The sequence below is a fragment of the Bordetella genomosp. 13 genome, from assembly GCF_002119665.1.
GTDB lineage: Bacteria > Pseudomonadota > Gammaproteobacteria > Burkholderiales > Burkholderiaceae_B > Bordetella.
Window position 1 is genome coordinate 1274358 of the sequence record NZ_CP021111.1, and the last position, 22099, is coordinate 1296456.

The window sequence follows — 22099 nt, forward strand, 5'->3', positions numbered from 1 at the left end:
TTTAATCCCGCTTTTCCGGCGTCTCAATAAGAAATAAATGACATATAAATTCCAGCTCGGCCTGCGGCCGCAATGGCTCCTGTCGGGCACGCCCGACACCGGCGACCTGCCGCTGCAGGACGTATTGGCGCTGCTGGCCGCCATCGACGCCACCGGCAACATCGCCGGCGCGTGTCGCGCCTGCAAGCTGTCGTATCGGCATGCCTGGGGCATCCTGCGCCGCTTCGAAGGCATCTTCGGCACGTCCCTGCTGATCACGCGGCGGCGCCAGGGCACGCAGTTGTCCGAGTTCGCGCAGCGCCTGCTGTGGGCCAACCGCCGCATCGAGGCGCGCCTGATGCCTACGCTGGACAGCATGGCGTCCGAACTGCAGGAAGAACTCGAACGCCTGCTGCCGCAAAGCGCCCCGCACCTGCGACTGCACGCCAGCCACGGCTTCGCCGTCGAAGCGCTGATGCAGCACATGAGCGACCGCGGTTCGGGCATGGAACTGCGCTATCGCACCGCCATCGAGGCGCTGGCGTCGCTGGAGCGGCGCGAATGCGACCTGGCCGGGTTCCAGGTGCCCAGCGGCGAGTTCGAAGCGCCCATCATGGCGCGCTACGCCGCCTGGCTGCATCCCGACGAATACCTGCTGATTCACCTGGCGGTGCGCAACACCGGCCTCTTCGTGCAGCCGGGCAATCCGAAGCGGATCGACGGCATGGCAGATCTGGCGCGGCCCGACGTGCGCTTCGTCAACCGCCAGATCGGCTCCAGCACGCGCCACCTGATCAGCGTGATGCTCGAGCGCGCCGGCGTGTCGATCAGCTGGGTGCAGGGCTACGAAACCAACGAGTTCACTCACATGGCCATCGCCGCGCACATCGCCAGCGGCATGGCGGACACGGGCGTGGGCGTGGAAACCGCGGCGCGGCGCTTCGGACTGGACTTCATCCCGCTGGTGCGCGAACGCTACTTCTTCGCCATACGCAGATCGTCGCTGGAATCCCCAGCCATGCGAGACCTGCTGGCCATCATGCGCAGCCCCGAATACGTGAACTACGTAGGACAGCTCGTCGGGTACGACGCGACGCAGACCGGAAGCCTGCAGACCTTGAAGGAAGCGTTTCCTGACGATCGGGCGGCCAAGGCGCAGGCAAAGGGGTGAAGTGTGTTGGGCGGTTCGCGTTCTTCTGTTCTTCTGTTTTTCTGTCGTTGAGATGGGCTTTGGGGCGTTGATTGCGTTCTTCTGGCGCCGCGGCAGCACCTGCGAAGTCTCGTCCTCGCGCTGAAGCGCTGCGGGCGCGACTTCTCCGGCACAGCCGCGGCTCAGGACAATGCAGTGCAACGGGCACCCAAAGCCGCTTCGCATGCACGGAAACGACTCCCGACTTCGCATGCCCGGAACGGCTGCGACCCGGTATGGACTGGAAGACTGCGACCCGGTATGGACGGGAAACGACTGCGACCCGGAATGATGGGATCGACGGACCAGGCATGGAAGGGACCTGCAGGCATCGAGACGCCTTGAGCCTGGGACATGGCGGAGGGTTCGCGCCCGCAGCGCGGAGCGCGAGGACGAGAATCCGCAGTCATGGCCCAGGCGCTCAAGGACCCAGACGCCTCAATCCCAAACAACCCGGGCACCACATTTCCATACCCCCAGACGCCTGGATCGAAGAACCATTCAGACATCTCCCCCGCCAACGCCTCCCGGCCGGCATTCCCCGCCCATGGGTAGGGTCGCCCCGGCGACCATTCCGCTCCCGCGATATGATCATTCCATGACCAAAGTGATCTTCCTGGCCGATCGCCGCCTTCCCGCCGGTCCCTCGGACTCGTTCGTCGCCCCCGTGCCCGCGCCGGGGCAGGACTTGCTCGATCGCCGTGCGCGGCCGTTGCGCGATCTGCGGATCTCGGTCACCGACCGCTGCAATTTTCGATGTACGTACTGCATGCCGCGGGAGGTGTTCGACGGCAACTATGCGTTCATGCCGCATTCCGCGTTGCTGTCGTTCGAAGAGATCACGCGGCTGGCCGGCGTGTTCGTCCGGCAGGGCGTCGAGAAAATCCGGCTGACCGGCGGCGAGCCGCTGCTGCGCAAGAACATCGAGGCCCTCATCGCGATGTTGAGTGAATTGCGCACGCCGCAGGGCCGGCCGCTCGACCTTACGCTGACCACCAACGGCGTCCTGCTGGGGCGCAAGGCGCGCGCGCTGAGAGAGGCCGGGCTGAACCGCGTGACGGTCAGCCTGGACGCGCTGGATCCCGCGCTGTTCGCGCGCATGAGCGACAGCCAGTTCACGCCGGACGACGTGATGCGCAGCATCGATACCGCGGCCGAGGCGGGCCTGGCGCCGGTGAAGATCAACATGGTGGTGCGGCGCGGCGTCAACGACGACCAGATCGTGCCCATGGCGCGGCGCTTCCGCGGCAGCGGCCACGTCCTGCGCTTCATCGAATACATGGACGTGGGCAACACCAACGGCTGGAACATGGAAGAAGTGCTGCCCAGCGCCGACGTGCTGGCCCGCATCGGCGAGGTGTGGCCGCTGGCGCCGCTCGAATCCGATCCCATGGGCCGCGTGGCCGAGCGCTGGCGCTACCTGGATGGCGGTGGCGAGATCGGCGTCATCTCCAGCGTCTCGCATGCCTTCTGCGAGGGCTGTACGCGCGCGCGTCTGTCGCCCGAGGGCAGGCTGTTCCTGTGCCTGTTCGCGGCCGAGGGCCATGACCTGCGCGAACCGCTGCGCGGCGGCGCCTCCGACGATCAACTGGCCGCGCGCCTGGCGGCCATCTGGGGCGGCCGCGCCGACAATTATTCGGAAAGGCGCGCCGCCGCGCCCCCGGGCTCGGGACCGGCCGGCAATACGGCGCGCAAGATCGAAATGAGCTACATCGGCGGCTGATGCCGCCTTGATGCCGCTCCGAAAACGCCTACGCCAGCCAGTGGCGCAGGTCGTAATACGGCACCACGGCGCCGTCATGCACGGGCACGCCGGCCGGCAGCCGCGCCAGTCCGGTGGCCCACGGCAGCGAACTCACCACGTGCGATCCCTGGTTGCCGTAGGGCACCAGCTCGGCGCCGCCGTCGGGCAGCGGGCGGGCCTGCACGCGCACGAATTCCTCGCGGCTGTCCTGCAGCGGCCGGTCGGTGCGCAGGATGGCGCGGCCCACGGGGGGATAGATCTCGCTCCGGCCCTGCATGCGGCGCAGCATCGGCGTGACCAGCAGCAGGAACACCGCATACGAGGACACCGGATTGCCGGGCAGGCACACCAGCGGTTTGCCCAGGATGTTGGCCAGCGCCACCGGCTTGCCCGGCTTCATCCGCACCTTCCACAGCGCCAGGTCGCCGCCCAGCGCCGCGATGGCCGGCTTGACGAGATCGCGTTCGCCCACCGACACGCCGCCCACGCTTATCACCAGGTCGCAGTCGGTGGCCAGCGTGCGCAAGGCATCGATCAGGTCGGCCTCGTTGTCGCGCGCGTGCAGGGCGTGCCGCAGTTCGGCGCCCATGCCCTGCACCAGCGCGCCCAGCATGCCGGCGTTCGAGTTGTAGATCTGCTGGGGCTGGCGTTCGGCGCCGGGCGGCACCAGCTCGTCGCCGGTGGTCAGCACGCCGATCTTCAGCCGCGGATAGACCGGCGCCTGCGCCAGCCCTTGCGAGGCCAGCAGCGCCACGTGGGCCGCCTGCAGCAGTGTGCCGGCGGGCAGCAGCGGCCGGCCGGCATGTGTGTCCTCGCCGCGCTTGCGCACGAACTCGCCCCGGGTCGGCTCGCGCAGGATCTCGACGTGTCCGTCGGCTTCGCGCGTGTCCTCCTGAATGACGATGGTGTCGGCGCCGTCGGGAACCAGGCTGCCGGTGAACAGGCGAGTGGCCTGGCCCGGCGCCAGTGGCTGCGGCATGTCGCCGGCATAGACCCGTTGCTGGATCGGCAGCCGCACGCCGGGACGGAAGTCGGCATGGCGGATGGCATAGCCGTCCATGGCGCTGTTGTCTGCGGGAGGAAGGTCGAGCGTAGCTTGCAGGTCGACGGCCAGCACGCGGCCGGGCAGCTCGGCCAGCGCGACGGTTTCGGTTCGGGAGGAAGAGGGGGCGGGCGCGGCGTCGGCCAACTGGGCCTGCGCCTGGTCGAATTCGAGCATGAAGACTAGGCCGCGGTCGGGCGGCGATGCAGAAGGGTGGCGAAATTGCAGGGCTTGCACTCGCTGTCGAGCTGGTCGCGGATGATTTGCGTCCAGGCGGTGCGGCAGGCATGCGTCGAGCCGGGCATGCAGAAGATGGCCGTGTCGTTGGCATAGCCCGCTACGGCCCGCGACTGCAGGGTGGAGGTGCCGATCTCGCCATGCGACAGATGCCGGAACAGCTCGCCGAAGCCCGCGATCTCTTTGTCGAACAGCGGAGCGACGGCTTCGGGCATGCAGTCCTCGGGCGCAAAACCCGTGGCGCCGGTGGTCAGGATGACGTGCACGTCCGGGTCGGCGATCCAGTCGCTCATCACGCGGCGGATCTGATAGAGATTGCAGGGAACGATGTCGCGCTTCAGGCACACGTGGCCCGCGTGCGCGACACTTTCCGCCAGCAGGTTGCCCGAGGTATCGTCGCCCGCCGTGCGGGTGTCGCTGACGGTGAGAATGGCGCAGCCCAGCGAGATGGGATCGGTCATGGTTGTTCCTTCGAGGGAGTGCCGGCATCCCAGGCCTGGGTGCGATCGTGGTCGGCCTGGCGCTGCTCGACCCAGAACTGTTCGCCCGAGGCGAGGGTCTCGCGCTTCCAGAACGGCGCGCACGTCTTGAGCGCGTCGATGATGAATTCGCAGCCGCGGAACGCATCGCCGCGGTGCGCGCTGGCCGCGGCGACGAACACGATCTGCTCTTCGCGATGCAGGGCGCCGACGCGGTGCGCGATCACGGTGCCCGCCAGGTTCCAGCGCTGCCTCGCGGCGGCCGCGATGTCCTCGAGCTCGCGCTCGCACATGCCGGGATAGTGTTCGAGAAACAGCGTTTCCGTGGGCCGGTCGGGCGCGAAGTCGCGCACGTAGCCGGTGAACGTGACCACGGCGCCGGCCTGTCCGGCCACCCGCGCGCGCAGTTCCGCCGTCAACGCGGCGCTGTCGAAATCGGCTTCCTGCACGATGACCATGGCGTCAGCCTCCGGTGACCGGCTCGAAGATGGCCACTTCGTCGCCCGGGCGCACCGGCGCGGTGCCCTTGGCATGTTCGTGGTTGACCGCCAGCCTCAGCCGCGCGGCGTGCCCCAGCTGCGGATAGCGCTGCTGCAGCGAGGCCAGCAGCTGGGCCCCGGTGGTTTCGTCGGCCAGAGGCCAGGTCTCGGAGCGCTTGCCTACCAGCTCGGCGACGCGGGCGAAGTAGAGCAGGTTAATTGTTGCGCCATTCACCGCTTTTTCCTCCCGCCTTGTACTCGAGGCGTATCTGTTCGATGACGATGCCCTTGTCGGCGGCCTTGCACATGTCGTAGATGGTGAGCGCGGCGACGCTGCACGCGGTCATGGCTTCCATCTCGACGCCGGTCTTGTACTGCGTGCGGCAGGTGGCGCGCACCTCGACGGTGTGGCTGTCGTCCAGCAGGCCGAAGTCGATGCCGACGAAGGACAGGGGCAGGCTGTGGCACAGGGGAATGAGCTCGGCGCAGCGCTTGGCGGCCAGAACGGCCGCGACGCGAGCGGTGTTGAGCACTTCGCCCTTGCCCTGGCCGGGGGCGGTCAGCAGGCCGTAGGCATGCGCGTTCATGCGCACGCGCCCGTAGGCGATGGCCACGCGATCGCTGTCGGCCTTGGCGCCTACGTCGACCATGCGTACCTGGCCGGCATCGTCCAGGTGGCTGAGCGTGGGAAGCGACGACATATGGAGAAACGTATCGGTATGGTTCGTGGGTCTGCGGCGCGGTCGCGAACGGCGTGCGCCTTGGCGCCTATGATAGACGAGCCGGAAAGGGGACGCGATAATCCCTGCCGGTCGCAGCGGCCGTCTCCCACAACCACCGGAGGTCTCGCAGATGGAAGTCCAGGATCCAGAATTCGACAGCTTGCTTCCCCCGCTGCGCCTGTCGCGCCGCGGCTTCATCGCCACCGGCGTGGCGGCGGGCTTCTCGGTGGCGGCCGGCCAGGCCGTCGCGCAGACGGCCATCCGCACCGATGCCGCCGGCCTCACGGCCGGCAGCGTGCAGATTCCCACCACCGACGGCAACATGCCGGGCTATCGGGCCGCGCCCGCGGGCAGGAAGAACCTGCCCACCATCCTGGTGGTGTCCGAGATCTTCGGGGTGCACGAGTACATCCAGGACACCTGCCGCCGCCTGGCGCATGCGGGCTACCTGGCCATTGCGCCCGAACTCTTCGCGCGCCATGGCGACCCGTCCAAGTACACCGACATCCCCACGCTGCGCGCCGAGGTGGTGGACAAGGCGGGCGACGCGCAAGTGATGGCCGACCTCGATGCCGCCGCCAAGTGGGCCGCCACGCAGGGCGGCGCGGCCGACAAGCTGGGCATCATGGGTTTCTGCTGGGGCGGCCGCGTCGTGTGGCTGTACGCCGCGCACAATCCCGGGCTGAAGGCCGGCGCGGCCTGGTATGGGCAATTGGGCGGACAGCCCAGCCAGCTCAAGCCAGCCTCGGCGCTCGGCCTGGTCGACAAGCTGCGGGCGCCCGTGCTGGGCGCGTACGGCGGCAAGGACGCCGGCATCCCCATGGAAGACGTGGACAAGATGCGGGCCGCCCTGGCCGAAGGCCCCCCGGCCGCGCGCGCCTCGCGCATCGATGTGTATCCCGAGGCGCCTCACGCCTTCCACGCCGACTACCGGCCCAGCTACCGCAAGACCGAGGCGGAGCAGGCCTGGAAGCGCATGATGGACTGGTTCGCCGGGCACGGCCTGGGCGCCTGATGGCGTAGCCGGATCGCACGGACCGGCGGCACGGAGGGTTCCGGTAGTGGCCGGTTGCCTGCGGTTGCAGCGGCCCGCTCGCCGGGCCGGCGAGTCGATCTATGATTGAGGGTGCGGGCGCGGCGCGCTGCCGCGGCCCCATTCCCCAATCACGGAGAGGTCCATGACCATCAAAGTCGGCGATCGCGTGCCCGACGGCACCCTGACCGAATTCATCGAAACCGAGACCGAGGGCTGCCAGCTCGGTCCCAACGCGTTCCAGGTCGCCGACCTGGTCAAGGGCAAGAAGATCGCGCTGTTCGCGGTGCCCGGCGCCTTCACGCCGACCTGCTCGGCCAAGCACCTGCCCGGTTTCGTCGCCAAGGCCGACGCGCTGCGCGCCAAGGGCATCGACGAGGTCTGGTGCGTGTCGGTCAACGACGCCTTCGTGATGGGCGCCTGGGGGCGCGAACAGCAGACCGGCAGCAAGGTGCGCATGCTGGCCGACGGAGCGGCCGCCTGGACGCGCGCCCTCGGCCTCGAGCTCGACCTGACGCAGCGCGGCATGGGCGTTCGCTCGCAGCGTTATTCCGCCATCATCGACGATGGCGTGGTGAAGACGCTGAACGTCGAGGCTCCCGGCAAATTCGAAGTCAGCGACGCCGATACGCTGCTGTCGCAGGCTTGATCCATTGGTCGTACCGCCCGCTGGCCGCCGTGCCGGCGGGCTTTCGCCGCAGCCGGTCGTGTAGTGATGCTTTCCACCCTGTCGTCGTTCTCCCCCCTGTATACCGCCACGCTGCTGATGCTGATCGGCACGGGCCTGTTCAACACCTACATGGGCCTGAGGCTGTCGCAGGAGGCCGTCAGCGAGCTGTGGATCGGCCTGCTGATGGCCGCCTATTACTTCGGCCTGGTGTGCGGCGCCCGGCTGGGCCACCTGATGATCATCCGGGTCGGCCACATACGCGCCTTCTCGGCCTGTGCGGCCGTGGCCACCAGCATGATCCTGGGGCAGATCGTCATCGATCACATGGCGGTCTGGCTGGTGCTGCGCATCATCGCCGGCGTGGTGATGGTGACCGAGCTGATGGTCATCGAGAGCTGGCTGAACGAGCAGACCGAGAATCACCAGCGCGGGCGCGTGTTCTCGGTATACATGGCGGTGTCGGGCCTGGGCACCGTGCTGGGTCAGCTGGCGCTGACTTTCTACACCACCATGGACGAAGGCCCGCTGACGCTGGTGGCCATGTGCATGGTGCTATGCCTGGTGCCCATCGCAGTGTCGGCGCGCTCGCACCCGCCCACTCCGTTGCCCGCGCCGCTCGACCTGCGCTTCTACGTGCAGCGCGTGCCGCTGTCGCTGACCGTGCTGTTCGTGGCGGGCAATCTTTCCGGCGCCTTCTATGGGCTGGCGCCCGTGTACGCAGTGAAGTACGGCCTGACCACGTCGCAGGTGGCCGTGTTCGTGGCGGCCGCCGTCACGTGCGGCCTGCTGTCGCAATGGCCCATGGGCTGGCTGTCCGACCGCATCAACCGCGCCGGCCTGATCCGCTTCAACGCCGCGCTGCTGGTGCTGCTGCCGGTGGCGATGTGGGGCTGGATCACGCTGCCGTATTGGGCGCTGATCGCGCTGTCCTGCGTGTTCGGCGTGCTGCAGTTCACCCTGTATCCGCTGGGCGCGGCATTCGCCAATGACCACGTCGAGCCGCAGCGCCGCGTGAGTCTCAGCGCGATCCTGCTGATGACGTACGGGGTAGGGGCCTGCCTGGGGCCGCTGGTGGCCGGGGCCCTGATGTCGGTGGCCGGACCGGCCATGTACTACGTGTTCATTTCGGCGTGCGCGCTGATCCTGGTGTGGCGCGTGCAGCCGGCGCGCGTCACGGGCGCGCATCAGGTCGACGAAGCGCCCGTGCACTTCGTGCCCATGCCGGACTCGCTGCAGAGTTCCCCGGCCGCCGCGGCGCTGGACCCGCGGGTCGATCCCGACGTGGACGTCACCATGGAAATGGCCGAACCGCAGCCCGACGTGGTGACGCCGCCCGCGTCGGCGGCCGAGCATGCCGCGGAACCCCTGCCCGTCCCGCCGGCCGAGCCCGTCGCCGGCGCGCCGCTCGAGCCGGAAGGCAACCCGGAGGGCCGCCGCACGGGCACCTAGCAAAGCCCCTTTCCAGGTGGCGACGCCGCCTTGTCGCGCAGAGGGAACTGGACTAACATCGCCCGCGCTCATGCCGGCGTCGCCGTTGAGCGCCTTCGCCCGACCCTAGCTGCCGCCCCTGCCGGTTCCTGTACCCCGGGCGTGTCCCGCATCAAGCCATCCTTGCATCTTTCCCATGGGCGTTCTTCCCAAAGCGCAGAAGTTCCGCTACTACGCCGGCGGCATCGCCAGCCAGGTGTTGCCCGCGGCGTTCTATCGCCGCCGTCGCAAGCAGTTGCTGGCCACGATGGAGGACATGGCGCCGGACGAAATCGACGAGATCGTCGCGCGTGCGAGCTACTGCAACCGGCTGGTGGATCCGTTCGAATTGGACCCGTCCGCGGTGCGCATCCGGGACATGCGCTATGCGGGGCAGAGCGCCTATTTCCTGGACGCCAGGCGGATCGTGCGTCACTTCGACCCGGATCTGCGGTTCTCCTTCCGCTTCGGCGATTTCCGGGTCGTTCCGGATACGCCCACCATCATCAAGAGTCGCCCCATCAGCCGCGATGCGCCCGCCGACAATGCCAACAGCGTGCTGCTCAAGCTGAACCAGGTGCGGCACTTCCGCTTCGTGAACGACCCGACGCCGTTCTCGGAAAAAATCACCGGCGTGGTGTGGCGTGGCAAGTGCTACAAGGAGCGGCGCCGCAACGCTTTGAGCGGGCTGCTGGACAATCCTCATTTCGACATCGGCCATACCGATGCGAAGCGCCTGGATTGGCCGGGCTATCGGCCTTTCATGTCCATCGCCGACCAGCTGCGATACAAGTTCGTCCTGAGCCTGGAAGGCAACGACGTCGCCACCAATCTCAAGTGGATCTTCTCGTCGAACTCGCTGTGCTTCATGCCGCAGCCGCGCTACGAGACGTGGTTCATGGAAGGCACCCTCGAGCCCTATGTGCACTACGTGCCGCTGGAGGACGACTGCAGCGACATGGAAGAGAAGATGCATCACTACGCCGCCCGGCCCGCGCAAGCCGAGGCGATCATCCGCAACGCCCAGCGCCACGTCGAGCGGTTTCGCAATCCGAGGCGCGAACTGCTGGTGGCGCTGCTGGTGATGGAGAAGTATTTCCGGCTGTCGGGGCAGGCGGTCGCCTAGCCGGCCTGCGCACGGGCCGGCGGCCTTTCCGCAGGGCCTAGGGCATCATCGCGAAGATCGCGCCGAACGCGAGCAGCAGTCCGAACAGGTTCAGCGCGCTCAACCTTTCCTTGAAGATCAGCGCCCCGACCACGGTGCCCAGCGCGATCACGCCCATGTTCATCGACGCGAACACCAGCGCCGGATTGCCCGGCAGGCTCTGGTGCGCCTTGATGTAGGTAAGGATGTTGCCGAAGTTGAACAGCCCCAGCAGCAGGCCGGCGGCCAGGCTGCGCCCCTGCCATTGGACGCGGCGCGCCACCAGATAAAGGGCGGTGAGCACGCCCGCCATGATGAACACGGCCAGCAGCGCGCCCGCGAAGGCCGTGCCCGTGCGCGCCAGCTGTTTGAACAGCACGTCGATCACGCCATAGCCCAGCCACACGCCCAATGGCCACAGCCAGGCGCCGCGCGTCGCGTCGGGATCGGTGGCGTCCGCGCGCGGGCGGCGCAGCACCAGGGCCAGCGCAGCGAAGGCGAGCGCGATCGCGCCCAGCTTGCGGCCGGTCAGTTCCTCGCCGAACAAGGCAAAGGCGGCCAGCAGCGGGATGAACAGCGACAGGCGCTGCGCCGCGTCGCTGCGCACGATGCCCGCATGGCGCACGGACTGCGCCATGGCCATGAAGACGGTGGGCAACAGCACGGCCAGCGCCATCAGCAGGGGCCACGCGGTGATGGCGCCCAACGCCTGGACGGGCTGGGGCACCAGCGTCAGCCACGCCAGCAGGGAGGCGATGGCATAGTTGGCCGCGAAGGCCTGGCGCACGTCCACGCCATGGCGTCGCGCCAGTTTCAGCAGCACGGCCACAGTGACGCTGCACGTCACGCTGGCCATCAGGTAAAGCAGACCGGGGGTCAACGGCATACGGCCTCCGTGGAAGGCTGGGTATCGCCGGCGCGCATCCCCAGCCTGGCTAGCAGGCGGCGATCGGATTCGGCCTGCGGGTTGGCGGCGGTCAGCAGCACGTCGCCATAGAAAATGGAATTGGCGCCCGCCAGGAAGCACAGCGCCTGCCCGGCGTCTGCCAGGGCCTCGCGCCCGGCAGACAGGCGGACCATGGCGCGCGGCATGGCGATGCGGGCCACCGCCACGGTGCGCACCAGCTCGAACGGGTCCAGCGGTTCGGCCTGTGCCAGCGGCGTGCCGGGTATGGCCACCAGGCCGTTGATCGGCACCGACTCGGGGTAGGGCCGCAGGCCGGCCAGCTGGGCGATCAGGGCGGCGCGTACGCGGCGCGATTCTCCCATGCCCACGATTCCTCCGCAGCATACCGATATGCCGGCCTCGCGCACGCGCTGCAGGGTATCCAGCCGGTCCCGATACGTGCGCGTGGAGACGATGCTGCCGTAGAACTCGGGCGACGTATCGAGATTGTGGTTGTAGTAGTCCAGGCCTGCCTCTTTCAGTTGCTCGGCTTGCCCGTCGCGCAGCATGCCCAGCGTGACGCAGGTTTCCAGGCCGAGGGCCTTCACCTGTTTCACCATCTCGGCCACCGCCTCGACCTGATGAGGCTTGGGGCTGCGCCACGCGGCGCCCATGCAGAACCGCGTTGCGCCGCTGTCGCGCGCGGCCTGGGCAGCCCGCAGCACCTCGTCAAGCGGCAGCAGCGCCTGTGCCGGCAGGCCCGTGTCGTGGCGGGCCGATTGCGGACAGTAGCCGCAGTCCTCGGGGCAGCCGCCGGTCTTGATGGACAGCAACGTGGACAGTTGCACCGTATCCGGCGGGAAGTGCTGGCGATGGACCGACTGGGCGCGGTATAGCAGCTCGGGCAGCGGCAGCTCGTAGAGCGCCAGCAGATGGTCCGTCTGCCAGACGGACTCGGTGGCCGGAGCGTCCGGCGCCGCGTCGCTGGACTTTGCGAGAGGCATGGATGGCATGCGGATTCCTTTCAGGGCACGGGCGTAAGCCGCGACGGGAACCGATCGTAAGAAGGCGAGGCCGCTGGACGCAATGCCAGATAGACGGTGCTGGTTGCCGTGAAATTAGCGTACGTTCCCAGACGATCGGATGCGAACGCCGGCGCTGTGTCTTAAACGTGCTGGCATTATGCCGGGCACGAAGAGGGCTTAATTCTTGTTTCTAAAGGTAAACGGGGCAGTGGCTTTCGGCGATGAAGCCGCCACAGCCCATCACGGGAATGGGACGAAGTTTGCTGCCGACCGATAAGACGTCGCCCGCCCGTCCGTCGGCCATGTCTGGCCGACGGACGGGCTGGGCGCTATGCGGCATGCTGACGCCGGCTCTCAGGCCGGCATGCCGATCACGGAGCGAAGGACTTCGTGCTGTACAGGTCTGCGGGCAGGCGCTCGATCAGCGGATATCCCGTCACCGGATCGACGTCCTGCGAGTCGATGTAGGCCTGGAACACGTCGGCATCCAGCACGCCGATGTCGCGGCGGCGTTCCGCCGGGACGTCGCGCAGCGTGTCATAGCCGTCGCCACCGGTGGCGTTGAAGCTCAGCACGAACAGGCGGTAGGTCCGGTTCGGATCCAGGGGTTGCCAGGCGTTCGTGGCGCGGTCGAAGAACTCCAGGTTGCTTGCGCGGCTGCCGCGGGCCTGGGCATAGTTCACGTCGAAACGCAGGCCGCCGGTGTACGGGTAGGGGCCGGTGGAGCCGCCCGTACGGAAGACCGCGTGCAGACCATCCTCGACCATGCCCTTGACCTCATCGGCCGTCAGGTCCAGGCGCCACAGCATGTTGCCGAAGGGCAGCACGCTGATGATGTCTGCGGCCGTCACGGTGGTGTTGGCGGGCAGCGCCACGCGCACGCCGCCGCCGCTCTGCAGCGACATGTCGGCGCCGCCATAGGTGCTGTGGCCGATCTCGAGGAACGCCTGGGCGACGTACTGCTGGATGTCTCCGCCGCGGGTGGACACGCCCGGCGACTCGAGATTGCAGTCGGCCGAGGAGTTGGAGGCGTCGGCCTGGGGCGATCCCGGCACGCCGGGCACGCGGCGGCGGCACATTTCCTGGGCGCCCACGCGAGCCACCTCGGTGGCGCGGAAGTCGTCCACGAACGCCTTGTACGGGGCCAGCACGGCGACTGCCTCGGCATCGGGCTGCGTGACGCGCAGGAAGCCGGAGGCGGCCATGTCGGCGCGCATGGCGCTCAAGTCGTCGGCGGTGACCGGCGTGGAGGTGCCCGTGGTCAGGCCCTCGTCACTGACAAGCACGTTCGGCTGGCCGCTGCACTGAGTGACCTTGCCGTCGGCGTCGAACGACACCTTCAGCTTGCCAACCACTTGCGAGTACTCCCAGGCCGTCGCGATGCACACGGGGCTGCCGTCCTTGTCGGCCAGCGTCTCTGCGTACTCTCCCGCGGGCGTGCCGAGGTTGTACGCGGATGCGCCCATCGAGTCGGGACCGAGCAGGGTGTGCGAGTCGCCGCCCACCACGACATCGACGCCGCTCAGTTGAGCCAGCACCTGCTTGTCGTAGCTGTAGCCGATGTGGCTCATGACGACGATCTTGTTGATGCCTTGCGCCTTCAGCTCGTCGATGGCGCGCTGCGCCGCGACCACCTCGTCTTCGAAGGTGGTGCTGGCGTCGGGGCTGGACGATTCCTTGGTCTTGCCGGCGATCGTCAGGCCCACCAGGCCGATCTTCTGGCCGCTGCGCTCCACGATGGTCCAGGGATTGACGTAGCCGGGCGCGCGCGAGGGATGTAGCGCGGAGCTCTCGCCGAAGTGGACGTTGGCGCTGATGACCGGCGTCTTGCATTCGCCGGCATGCAGCTTGTCGATGAAGCCCTTGAGTTCGGTGTCGCCCTTGTCGAACTCGTGGTTGCCCAGCGTGAAGGCGTCGAAGCAGACGGTGTTCATCAGCGCGGCGTCGGCTTCGCCGATCGCGCCCGCGCGATTGAAATACAGCGTGCCGGTCAGGGCATCGCCGGCATGCAGCTTCAGTACGTTGGGTTCGTTCTCCGCCAGTTCGCGGAAAGCCGTGGTCATGCGCGGGAAGCCGCCGACCTCGACGTTGACTTCGACGCGGGTGCCCGCGGCGCTCAACAGCTTGATCTTGCGCGAACGGCTGTCCAGGTTCGAGTGATGGTCGTTGGTGTGCAGGATGGTGAGGTCCATCGGCTGCGAGGCGACCGGCGGTTCGGCCGGCGGAGTGGTGTCGCGGTCATCGTCGTCGTCGTCGCTGCCGCCGCACGCGGCAACCAGGCCGGCGGCCATCAGGGACGCGGCGATGACTTTCAGGCGATGCGGCCAGCGGGCGGCGGAACCGGCGCTGACGTGCTTCCCGATGGACGGTTCGAGATTCATGTCGCTTTCTCCTCAGTACAAATGAGCCGCAATGTTCTGAGGGGCGAATGACGTCAGCGTGACGGGCTGACGAACCGCTGAAAGTGTCGCTTCGGTGGCACAGCGCAATGGCAGTGCCGCGGTGTCATGGTGGCGTCATGCGGCAATGGCTGCCGGGAGGGGGCGCGACACCGAGCCCGTCGACAGGATCGAGGATGATGCTGGCTGCACGAAGCGTGCGTGAGGAGAGACGGCAACGACGAATTCGCGCCACAAAGCAAAAAGGGCTAGCGGCGTAATCGCGCTAACCCTTTCGCTTGAATCTTTTGGCGGAGCGGACGGGGCTCGAACCCGCGACCCCCGGCGTGACAGGCCGGTATTCTAACCAACTGAACTACCGCTCCGCAGCGGTATTGCGTCACTGTACTGCTTGTGCAGAGCCAGCAAGCTGGCGTCCCCTAGGGGATTCGAACCCCTGTACTCACCGTGAAAGGGTGATGTCCTAGGCCTCTAGACGAAGGGGACTTGGACTGCACATTTCTTCGCTTTCGACTGGTGGAGGTAAGCGGGATCGAACCGCTGACCTCTTGCATGCCATGCAAGCGCTCTCCCAGCTGAGCTATACCCCCGGTGTACTGCTTTACGACTCAATCAGCGTCTTGCTTTTTGCTGTTTGCTTCGTGCCGTTGGCGAAGAAACGAGATTATGCATACTTTTTTGGGTGTGTGCAAGTCCACGGCAAAAAAATCCGCATTTTTTTTGGTGGCGGGGGCGCCCCGGCATGGCGGCCCTGAACTTGATCCAACGCCACTTCCAGTCAAATCAATGACTTGCGTGCCGGTCGGTTTCGGAGCATTGTTGACGACCAGCGACTTGCCATGTCGCGCACGCAGGAGACAACGAGACACCATGGTCATGACTTCCTTTCCGACACGTCGGTTGGGCCTCACCGACATGCACATCACACGCGTGGGCTTCGGCGCCTGGGCCGTCGGCGGCGGCGACTGGGCCGTGGGCTGGGGCGCGCAGGACGATGCGGATTCGATCGCGGCCGTGCGCCACGCGGTGGACCGCGGCATCAACTGGATCGACACCGCGGCCGTATATGGACTGGGGCATTCGGAAGAGATCGTGCGGCGGGCGCTGGCGCCCATACCGCCTTCGCAGCGGCCCTACGTGTTCACCAAGGGCGGGTTGACGTGGTCGAAGGAAGACCCGCGCGCAATGCCGCGGCGCACCGGCGCGCCCGATAGCCTGCGGCGCGAGGTGGATGCCTCGCTGCGCAGGCTGGGCGTCGAACGCATCGACCTGTATCAGATGCATTGGCCGGCCGGAGACGGCACGCCGCTGGACGAGTACTGGGGCACCTTGCAGGACCTGAGGAAGGCCGGCAAGCTGCGCGCGATCGGGCTGTCCAACCACAACCTTGCGCAGTTGCAGGCCGCCCACAACGCGGCTCGCGTCGACACGCTGCAGCCGCCGTTCTCGGCCATCCGGCGAGACGCCGCGTCAGATCTGCTGCCCTGGTGCGCCGACCACGACGTGGGCGTGATCATCTACAGCCCCATGCAATCGGGCCTGTTGTCGGGCGGCTTCTCCGAGGAGCGCGCCGCCGCGCTGCCCGCGGACGACTGGCGCTCGCGCGATGCCGAGTTCGCCCCGCCGCAATTGGCGCGCAACCTGGCGCTGGCCGATGCCTTCAAGCCCATCGCCGAAAGCCATGGCACCACCGTGGGCGCCGTGGCCATCGCCTGGACCCTCGCCTGGCCGGCGGTCACGGGGGCGATCGTGGGCGCGCGCAGTGCCGCGCAGGTCGATGGCTGGCTGGCGGCCGCCACGCTGGAACTGGACGCCGAAGACCTGCGCGAGATCGCCCGCGCGATCGATCGATTGGGCGTGGGAACGGGACCGGCCTGGCCGCTGGAAGAGGACGTGGCGCTGACGGACCATCTGCGGCGCTGAAGGCCAGCACCACAGAGTGCGGAACCGCGTCTTCCGCGGTTCCGTCTGTTACGGCGGTCAGGCGTTCCGGCGCCCGCGCCGCGCGGCGGCGGCGATCAACAGCGCGCCGGCCAGCACCAGCAGCGGCGCATCGCCGTAGCGGGCATACGGCGTCAGGCCGGTCATGCCCTGCACCGTGACGGGCAGGACGCCCGCCTGGTGCGGCGCCATCTCGGCGACCACGCGGCCGTGCGGATCGATGGAGGCCGTGATGCCGGTGTTGGTGACCGTCAGCATGGGACGCGCCGTCTCGATGCTGCGCAGGCGGCCGATCTGCAGATGCTGGCGCAGCGCCCAGCTGTCGCCGAACCATCCCAGGTTGCTCAGGTTCACCAGGATGGTCGCGCCGGGCTCGCCGTTGGGGCCCGGCAGTATCGCGGGTAGCAGCTCGGGGCCGAACAGGTCTTCATAGCAGATGTTGAACGCCAGGTGCTGCCCCTTCACCAGGAACGGATCCTGGCGCACCGGGCCGCGATCGAACTCGCCCAGCGGGATGTTCAGCATCTGCACGAACCAGCCGAAGCCGAACGGCACGTACTCGCCCCATGGCACCAGATGGCGCTTGTCGTAGCGCTGCGCCATGGTGCCGGCGGCGATCTGTTCGGCAGGCGTATTGGCATCGAAGCCGATGGCGCTGTTGGTATAGCGCTCGCGGCCGTCGGGTTCGACGGTATGCAGGGGGGCGCCCATGGCGATGGCGCTGCCCTGGCGTTCGGCCACGGCGCGCCAGGTCTCCCAGACGCGCAGGTCGAGCTGGTCCTGGAACAGCGGCAGCACCGTCTCGGGCAGCACGATGAGATCCGGAGCGGGCTCGCCGGGCGCCGGCGGCTGTGCCGCCAGGCGCAGGTGGGTGACGATGCCGTGCTCGAGCAGGGCGGGATCGAACTTCTGCGACTGTCCGATGTTGCCTTGCACCAGCCGCACGTTCAGCGGGGAGCCGTCGGCCGACGACCACGCGATGCGGGCCAGGGGCCAGCCCGCCAGTGCCAGCACCGCGGCGGTGGCCAGCGTGGCGGCGGCAGGCCGCAGCCGCGTCCCGGAAAACAGGGGCACGCCGGCCAGCGCGGCCGCGGCCAGGGCCGCGAACAGCGCCATACCGTGCACGCCCAGCAAAGGGGCCCATCCGGCAAGCGGGCTGTCGACGTGGGCGTAGCCGATGTTCAGCCACGGGAAGCCCGTGAACAGGACGCTGCGCAGCCATTCGGCGCCCGCCCAGGCCGCGGCCCAGGTCAGCGCCTGGGCCAGTGGCGAGGCGTCGCGGCCGACGGGCCGCAGCCATACGGAGAGCGCGCCCGCCAGGCCGCCGAACAGCGCGAGAAAGGCGGACAGTGCCACCACGCCGGCCACGGCCAACGGAGCCGCCAGGCCGCCGTAGTGGTTCATGCTGATGTACAGCCAATATAGCCCGATGCTGAAGCTGAACAGCCCGAACCAGCAGCCGCGCGCGAACGCATGCCAGGCTCGTGCGGCGTCGCGGGTGGCGCGCGCCAGCACGGCCAGCGCGAGCACCTGCACGATGGCCAGCGACCAGGGGGGCAAGGGGCCGGGCGCGAAGGTCAGCGCGTGGACTGCGCCGGCCAGCGCCAGCAGCCCCGCGCCGCGCAGCCACGCGGGTACGCCCGATGTTGCCTTCATTCCTGCGCGTCGGTAGCGGATCCGGCCAGCGGACGCTGCGGCAGGCGGCGCGCGCGCAGCCACAGCGCGCGGCGCGCGTCCGCGCGGATCACCTCGAGGCGCAGGTCGCCGTGCACGGCGCTGTCGCCGCGCTTGGGAATGCGGCCCAGCTCTCCGCCCAGCCAGCCGCCCACGCTGTCGTACTCCTCGTCGGACAGGTCGGTCTGGAAGGTGTCGTTGAAGTGGCTGATGTCGGTGGATGCCATCAGGCGCCACTGGTTCTCGCCTTCGGGGACGATGGAGACTTCGTCGTCCTCGTCGTATTCGTCCTCGATGTCGCCGACGATCTCTTCCAGCACATCTTCCATGGTGACCAGGCCCGAGATGCCGCCATGCTCGTCGATGACGATGGCCTGGTGATTGCGGCTGGCGCGGAAGTCGCGCAGCAGCACGTTCAGGCGCTTGGCCTCGGGGATGAATACGGCCGGCCGCACCAGCGAGCGGATTTCGATGCCCGGCTCGAGCATGCAGCGCAGCAGATCCTTGGCCAGCAGGATGCCGATGATGTTGTCGCGGTCGTCTTCGTAGACCGGGAAGCGCGAGTGCGCCGTCTCGATCACGATGGCCAGCAGCTGAGGCAGCGGCTGGGCGATGTCCAGCAGGTCCATGCGCGCGCGCGGCACCATGATGTCGGCCACGGTGCGCTCGGACACGGCCAGCGCGCCCTTGATCATGGAATAGGATTCGGCGTCGATCAGCTCGCGGTCGTGCGCGGCTTCGAGAACGGCCTTGATGCCTTCGCGGTCTTCGGGCTCACGGCGTACGAGGCCCATGACGCGATCGAGCAGGGACTTGGAGGATTTGGCGGGACGCGCGGACGCGTCGGTGGTAGGGTTTGGGTCGGACATCGTCCTAGCGGACAAGTTGAGGAAGACCCAGCATAACCGAATCCCGGCTGCAGGTTTGTTACGTCTCGGGTCAGGCCGGCTCGATGTACGGGTCGGCGATGCCCATGCGCGCGAGCACGGCGGTTTCCAGGGTCTCCATGCGGCGCGCATCGCGCGCGCGGAGGTGGTCGTAGCCCAGCGCGTGCAGCACGCCGTGCACCGTCAGGTGGGCGGCATGGTGCTGCAGCGTCTTGCGCTGCTCGCGCGCCTCGCGCACCAGCACGGGCACGCAGACGATGATGTCGCCGCGCGCCACGCCCGCGGGGTCGACGCCGTACTCGAAGGTCAGCACATTGGTGGCATAGTCGCGGCCGCGGAACTCGCGGTTCAGGCGCCGTCCCTCGGCCTGCCCGACCAGTCTCAGACTCAGTTCGGCCGCGCTGAAGTCGGCCAGGCCGTCCGCGGCCGCGGCCGACAGGGCGTACTGCGCCCAGCGGCGCAGCCGCCAGCGCGGCAGGCGCGGCTCGGCCACGCCGTACTGCACGGCCAGGGCGAGGCCGGGACTATTCATCGGCGGCGGCGCGATCGTAGGCGTCCACGATGCGCGCCACCAGCGGATGGCGCACCACGTCGCGGCTGGTGAAGCGGGTGGTGGCGATGCCCTGTACTTCTTCGAGCACGCCCACCGCATGCGACAGGCCGCTTTGCTGGCCGCGCGGCAGGTCGACCTGCGAGGGATCGCCCGTGATGACGGCCTTGCTGCCGAAGCCGATGCGGGTCAGGAACATCTTCATCTGCTCGGGCGTGGTGTTCTGCGCCTCGTCCAGGATGACGAAGGCGTGATTCAGCGTGCGCCCGCGCATGTAGGCCAGCGGCGCGATCTCGATGGTCTGCTTCTCGAACAGGCGCTGCACGCGCTCGAAGCCCATCAGGTCGTACAGCGCGTCGTACAGCGGGCGCAGATAGGGGTCGACCTTCTGCGCCAGGTCGCCGGGCAGGAAGCCCAGGCGCTCGCCGGCCTCGACCGCGGGGCGGGTCAGCACCAGGCGCTGCACGGTTTCGCGCTCCATCGCGTCGATGGCGCAGGCCACCGCCAGCCAGGTCTTGCCGGTGCCGGCCGGGCCGATGCCGAAGGTGATGTCGTGCTTGAGGATGTTGTCGAGATAGTCGCGCTGGCGCGGGGTGCGGGGGCGCAGATCGGTGCGGCGCGTGCGCAGCAGCGGTCCGCCGTCCTCGTCCACCGAGGGTAGGGCGGGGGTGTCGAGCACGCGCGGATCGCTCTGCGTGTCGGCGGAACGGCCGACCCCGATCTCGACCAGGCCGAGCTGTATGTCGTCGACCGACAGCGCGCGGTGGGTGGCCTGCTCATGGAAGCGGCGCAGCGCGCGGCCGGCCAGTTCGGCCTGTTCGCCCTCGATGGTGATGCGGGCGCCGCGGCGCGACAGGCGCACGCCCATGCCGTCGGCCAGCTGGCGCAGGTTCTCGTCCAGCGGGCCGCACAGGTTGGCCAGGTGGGTGTTGTCGCCCTCCAGGTTGACGATGACGGGCATGTGGCGCTTGGCGCGGGTGCGCGGGGCAGGACTCATCGAGCCTCCTGGGTACGGTGCGCGGTCGCGCGGGACTCGATGCCGGGCCGGACGGGCGCGGTCATTCGGCGGCTCCGCCGGCGGTGGCGACCCGGCCGCGCAGCGAGTTGGTGTGAGCGTGCGTGATTTCCACGTCGATCATGTGGCCGATCAGCCGCGGCGGCGCGGCGAAGTTGACGATGCGGTTGTTCTCGGTGCGGGCCATCAGCTCGGCCGCGTCGCGGCGCGACTCGCCCTCGACCAGCACGCGCTGGCGAGTGCCCACCATGCCCTGCGCGATGGCGGCGGCCTGCTGGTTGATCAGCGCCTGCAGCCGCTGCAGGCGCTTGAGCTTCACGTCCTGCGGCGTGTCGTCGGACAGGTCGGCCGCCGGCGTGCCGGGGCGGCGCGAATAGACGAACGAGAACGACGTGTCGAAGCCCACGTCTTCGATGAGCTTCATGGTCTTGCCGAAGTCTTCCTCGGTTTCGCCGGGGAAGCCCACGATGAAGTCGGACGACAGCGTGAGGCCGGGCCGGGCGGCGCGCAGCTTGCGCACCACCGACTTGAATTCGAGCGCGGTGTAGCCGCGCTTCATGGCGGCCAGCACGCGGTCGCTGCCGGACTGCACAGGCAGGTGCAGGAAGGACACCAGCTTGGGCAGGCGCGCGTAGGCGTCGACCATGCGCTGGGTCATCTCCTTGGGGTGCGAGGTGGTGTAGCGGATGCGCTCGATGCCCGGGATCTCGTGCACGTACTCCAGTAGCGTGGCGAAGTCGGCGATCTCGCCGCTGTCTCCCATGGCGCCGCGATAGGCATTGACGTTCTGGCCCAGCAGCGTGACTTCCTTCACGCCCTGGTCGGCCAGGTCGGCCACCTCGACCAGCACGTCGTCGAACGGGCGCGAAACCTCTTCGCCGCGCGTATAGGGCACCACGCAGAAGCTGCAGTATTTGCTGCAGCCTTCCATGATGGAGACGAAAGCCGTGGCGCCATCGACGCGCGGCGGCGGCATGGCGTCGAACTTCTCGATCTCGGGAAAGCTGATGTCCACCTGCGAGCGGCCCTGCGCGCGGCGCTGGCGAATGAGGTCGGGCAGGCGGTGCAGGGTCTGCGGGCCGAACACCACGTCGACGTAGGGCGCGCGCTTGACGATGGCCTCGCCTTCCTGGCTGGCCACGCAGCCGCCCACGCCGATGACCAGGCGCGGGTTGAGCTTCTTGAGGTGCTGCACGCGGCCCAGGTCGGAGAACACCTTTTCCTGCGCCTTCTCGCGCACCGAACAGGTATTGAACAGGATGACGTCCGCGTCTTCGGGCGTGTCGGTGAGTTCGAGGCCCTGGTCGGCGCGCAGCACGTCGGCCATCTTGTCCGAGTCGTACTCGTTCATCTGGCAGCCGAAGGTGCGGATGTACAGCTTGCGGGGGGCGCCGTCCTGCAGGGATGCTTGCGGGGCCGCGGCGGCGGCGGGCGCGTCGGCTTGGGCCGCCGCGCGCTTGAGCGTGGTTTCTTGCATCGAAGTTCGCCGTGACGGGTGTAGATCCCGGGGGCGTCCAGGCTGGAGGGGAAACGGGCA

Annotated in this window: 21 protein-coding genes and 3 tRNA genes; 7 read left to right on the forward strand and 17 right to left on the reverse strand. The window is 68.2% G+C overall.

Features of this window, described 5'->3' with window-relative positions:
- Positions 1-37 precede the first annotated feature (37 nt).
- Together CAL15_RS05825 and moaA are read left to right on the forward strand one after the other, a co-directional pair.
- A complete protein-coding gene (locus CAL15_RS05825) occupies positions 38-1150 on the forward strand; it encodes a substrate-binding domain-containing protein (RefSeq protein ID WP_086077718.1) in 1113 nt (370 codons plus the stop codon).
- A 616-nt stretch (positions 1151-1766) separates the two neighbouring features.
- A complete protein-coding gene (gene moaA, locus CAL15_RS05830) occupies positions 1767-2891 on the forward strand; it encodes a GTP 3',8-cyclase MoaA (protein ID WP_086077719.1) in 1125 nt (374 codons plus the stop codon).
- A 28-nt stretch (positions 2892-2919) separates the two neighbouring features.
- Here moaA and CAL15_RS05835 read toward each other — a convergent pair whose 3' ends face one another.
- The 5 genes from CAL15_RS05835 to moaC are packed head-to-tail and all read right to left on the reverse strand — an operon-like array spanning position 2920 to position 5850.
- On the reverse strand, positions 2920-4131 hold the full coding sequence (locus CAL15_RS05835; protein ID WP_086077720.1) for a molybdopterin molybdotransferase MoeA: 1212 nt from the start codon (positions 4129-4131) through the stop codon (positions 2920-2922).
- Positions 4132-4136: 5 nt separating this feature from the next.
- Complete coding sequence (gene moaB, locus CAL15_RS05840; protein ID WP_086077721.1) at positions 4137-4652, reverse strand: molybdenum cofactor biosynthesis protein B; 516 nt, start codon at positions 4650-4652, stop codon at positions 4137-4139.
- Positions 4649-5128 carry a molybdenum cofactor biosynthesis protein MoaE gene (locus CAL15_RS05845; RefSeq protein WP_086077722.1) on the reverse strand — a complete coding sequence of 160 codons (480 nt, stop codon included), beginning with the start codon at positions 5126-5128 and terminating at the stop codon, positions 4649-4651. Before CAL15_RS05845 ends, moaB begins: the two co-directional genes overlap by 4 nt.
- A gap of 4 nt (positions 5129-5132) precedes the next feature.
- Entirely contained in the window at positions 5133-5384 is a 252-nt protein-coding gene (moaD, locus tag CAL15_RS05850; protein ID WP_086077723.1) for a molybdopterin converting factor subunit 1, read from the reverse strand.
- A complete protein-coding gene (gene moaC, locus CAL15_RS05855; RefSeq protein ID WP_086077724.1) occupies positions 5365-5850 on the reverse strand; it encodes a cyclic pyranopterin monophosphate synthase MoaC in 486 nt (161 codons plus the stop codon). Before moaC ends, moaD begins: the two co-directional genes overlap by 20 nt.
- A gap of 151 nt (positions 5851-6001) precedes the next feature.
- On the opposite strand from moaC, the gene CAL15_RS05860 reads away from it, so the two are divergent.
- The 4 genes from CAL15_RS05860 (at position 6002) to CAL15_RS05875 (ending at position 10167) form a co-directional block, all read left to right on the forward strand.
- The gene (locus CAL15_RS05860) at positions 6002-6886 is read left to right on the forward strand and encodes a dienelactone hydrolase family protein (RefSeq protein WP_086077725.1); all 885 of its coding nucleotides are present in this window, start codon (positions 6002-6004) and stop codon (positions 6884-6886) included.
- Positions 6887-7049: 163 nt separating this feature from the next.
- Positions 7050-7553, forward strand: a complete 504-nt coding sequence (locus tag CAL15_RS05865; protein ID WP_086077726.1) for a peroxiredoxin — start codon at positions 7050-7052, stop codon at positions 7551-7553.
- Between the two features lie 66 nt (positions 7554-7619).
- Positions 7620-9023, forward strand: a complete 1404-nt coding sequence (locus tag CAL15_RS05870) for an MFS transporter (protein ID WP_086077727.1) — start codon at positions 7620-7622, stop codon at positions 9021-9023.
- A 175-nt stretch (positions 9024-9198) separates the two neighbouring features.
- On the forward strand, positions 9199-10167 hold the full coding sequence (locus tag CAL15_RS05875) for a glycosyl transferase family 90 (RefSeq protein ID WP_086077728.1): 969 nt from the start codon (positions 9199-9201) through the stop codon (positions 10165-10167).
- Positions 10168-10204: 37 nt separating this feature from the next.
- Here the strand turns inward: CAL15_RS05875 and CAL15_RS05880 are convergent, their stop codons facing one another.
- From CAL15_RS05880 to CAL15_RS24350, 7 genes are all read right to left on the reverse strand, one after another.
- On the reverse strand, positions 10205-11065 hold the full coding sequence (locus CAL15_RS05880) for a hypothetical protein (RefSeq protein WP_086080949.1): 861 nt from the start codon (positions 11063-11065) through the stop codon (positions 10205-10207).
- Complete coding sequence (gene bioB / locus CAL15_RS05885) at positions 11062-12075, reverse strand: biotin synthase BioB (protein ID WP_086080950.1); 1014 nt, start codon at positions 12073-12075, stop codon at positions 11062-11064. Before bioB ends, CAL15_RS05880 begins: the two co-directional genes overlap by 4 nt.
- A 392-nt stretch (positions 12076-12467) precedes the next feature.
- Positions 12468-14387, reverse strand: coding sequence for a bifunctional metallophosphatase/5'-nucleotidase (locus CAL15_RS05890; protein ID WP_232468206.1), 1920 nt, complete (start codon positions 14385-14387; stop codon positions 12468-12470).
- A 396-nt stretch (positions 14388-14783) separates the two neighbouring features.
- Positions 14784-14860, reverse strand: a tRNA-Asp gene (locus CAL15_RS05895).
- Positions 14861-14905: 45 nt separating this feature from the next.
- A tRNA-Glu gene (locus CAL15_RS05900) sits at positions 14906-14981 on the reverse strand.
- Positions 14982-15009: 28 nt separating this feature from the next.
- Positions 15010-15085: transfer RNA gene (locus tag CAL15_RS05905), tRNA-Ala, on the reverse strand.
- Between the two features lie 18 nt (positions 15086-15103).
- Positions 15104-15373: a hypothetical protein gene (locus CAL15_RS24350; protein WP_157666606.1), complete on the reverse strand. Its 270-nt coding sequence runs from the start codon at positions 15371-15373 to the stop codon at positions 15104-15106.
- A gap of 37 nt (positions 15374-15410) precedes the next feature.
- Between CAL15_RS24350 and CAL15_RS05910 the strand changes: the two genes are divergently transcribed.
- Positions 15411-16418, forward strand: a complete 1008-nt coding sequence (locus CAL15_RS05910) for an aldo/keto reductase (RefSeq protein WP_086080951.1) — start codon at positions 15411-15413, stop codon at positions 16416-16418.
- A gap of 57 nt (positions 16419-16475) precedes the next feature.
- Here the strand turns inward: CAL15_RS05910 and lnt are convergent, their stop codons facing one another.
- From lnt to miaB, 5 genes are all read right to left on the reverse strand, one after another.
- Positions 16476-18092 carry an apolipoprotein N-acyltransferase gene (gene lnt, locus CAL15_RS05915; protein WP_086077730.1) on the reverse strand — a complete coding sequence of 539 codons (1617 nt, stop codon included), beginning with the start codon at positions 18090-18092 and terminating at the stop codon, positions 16476-16478.
- Positions 18089-18979: an HlyC/CorC family transporter gene (locus CAL15_RS05920; RefSeq protein ID WP_086077731.1), complete on the reverse strand. Its 891-nt coding sequence runs from the start codon at positions 18977-18979 to the stop codon at positions 18089-18091. Before CAL15_RS05920 ends, lnt begins: the two co-directional genes overlap by 4 nt.
- Before the next feature lie 70 nt (positions 18980-19049).
- Positions 19050-19529 carry an rRNA maturation RNase YbeY gene (gene ybeY / locus CAL15_RS05925; protein WP_086077732.1) on the reverse strand — a complete coding sequence of 160 codons (480 nt, stop codon included), beginning with the start codon at positions 19527-19529 and terminating at the stop codon, positions 19050-19052.
- A complete protein-coding gene (locus CAL15_RS05930) occupies positions 19522-20544 on the reverse strand; it encodes a PhoH family protein (protein ID WP_086077733.1) in 1023 nt (340 codons plus the stop codon). The genes ybeY and CAL15_RS05930 overlap by 8 nt, the downstream gene beginning before the upstream one ends.
- Positions 20545-20605: 61 nt before the next feature.
- Positions 20606-22039, reverse strand: a complete 1434-nt coding sequence (miaB, locus tag CAL15_RS05935) for a tRNA (N6-isopentenyl adenosine(37)-C2)-methylthiotransferase MiaB (protein ID WP_086077734.1) — start codon at positions 22037-22039, stop codon at positions 20606-20608.
- Positions 22040-22099 lie beyond the last annotated feature (60 nt).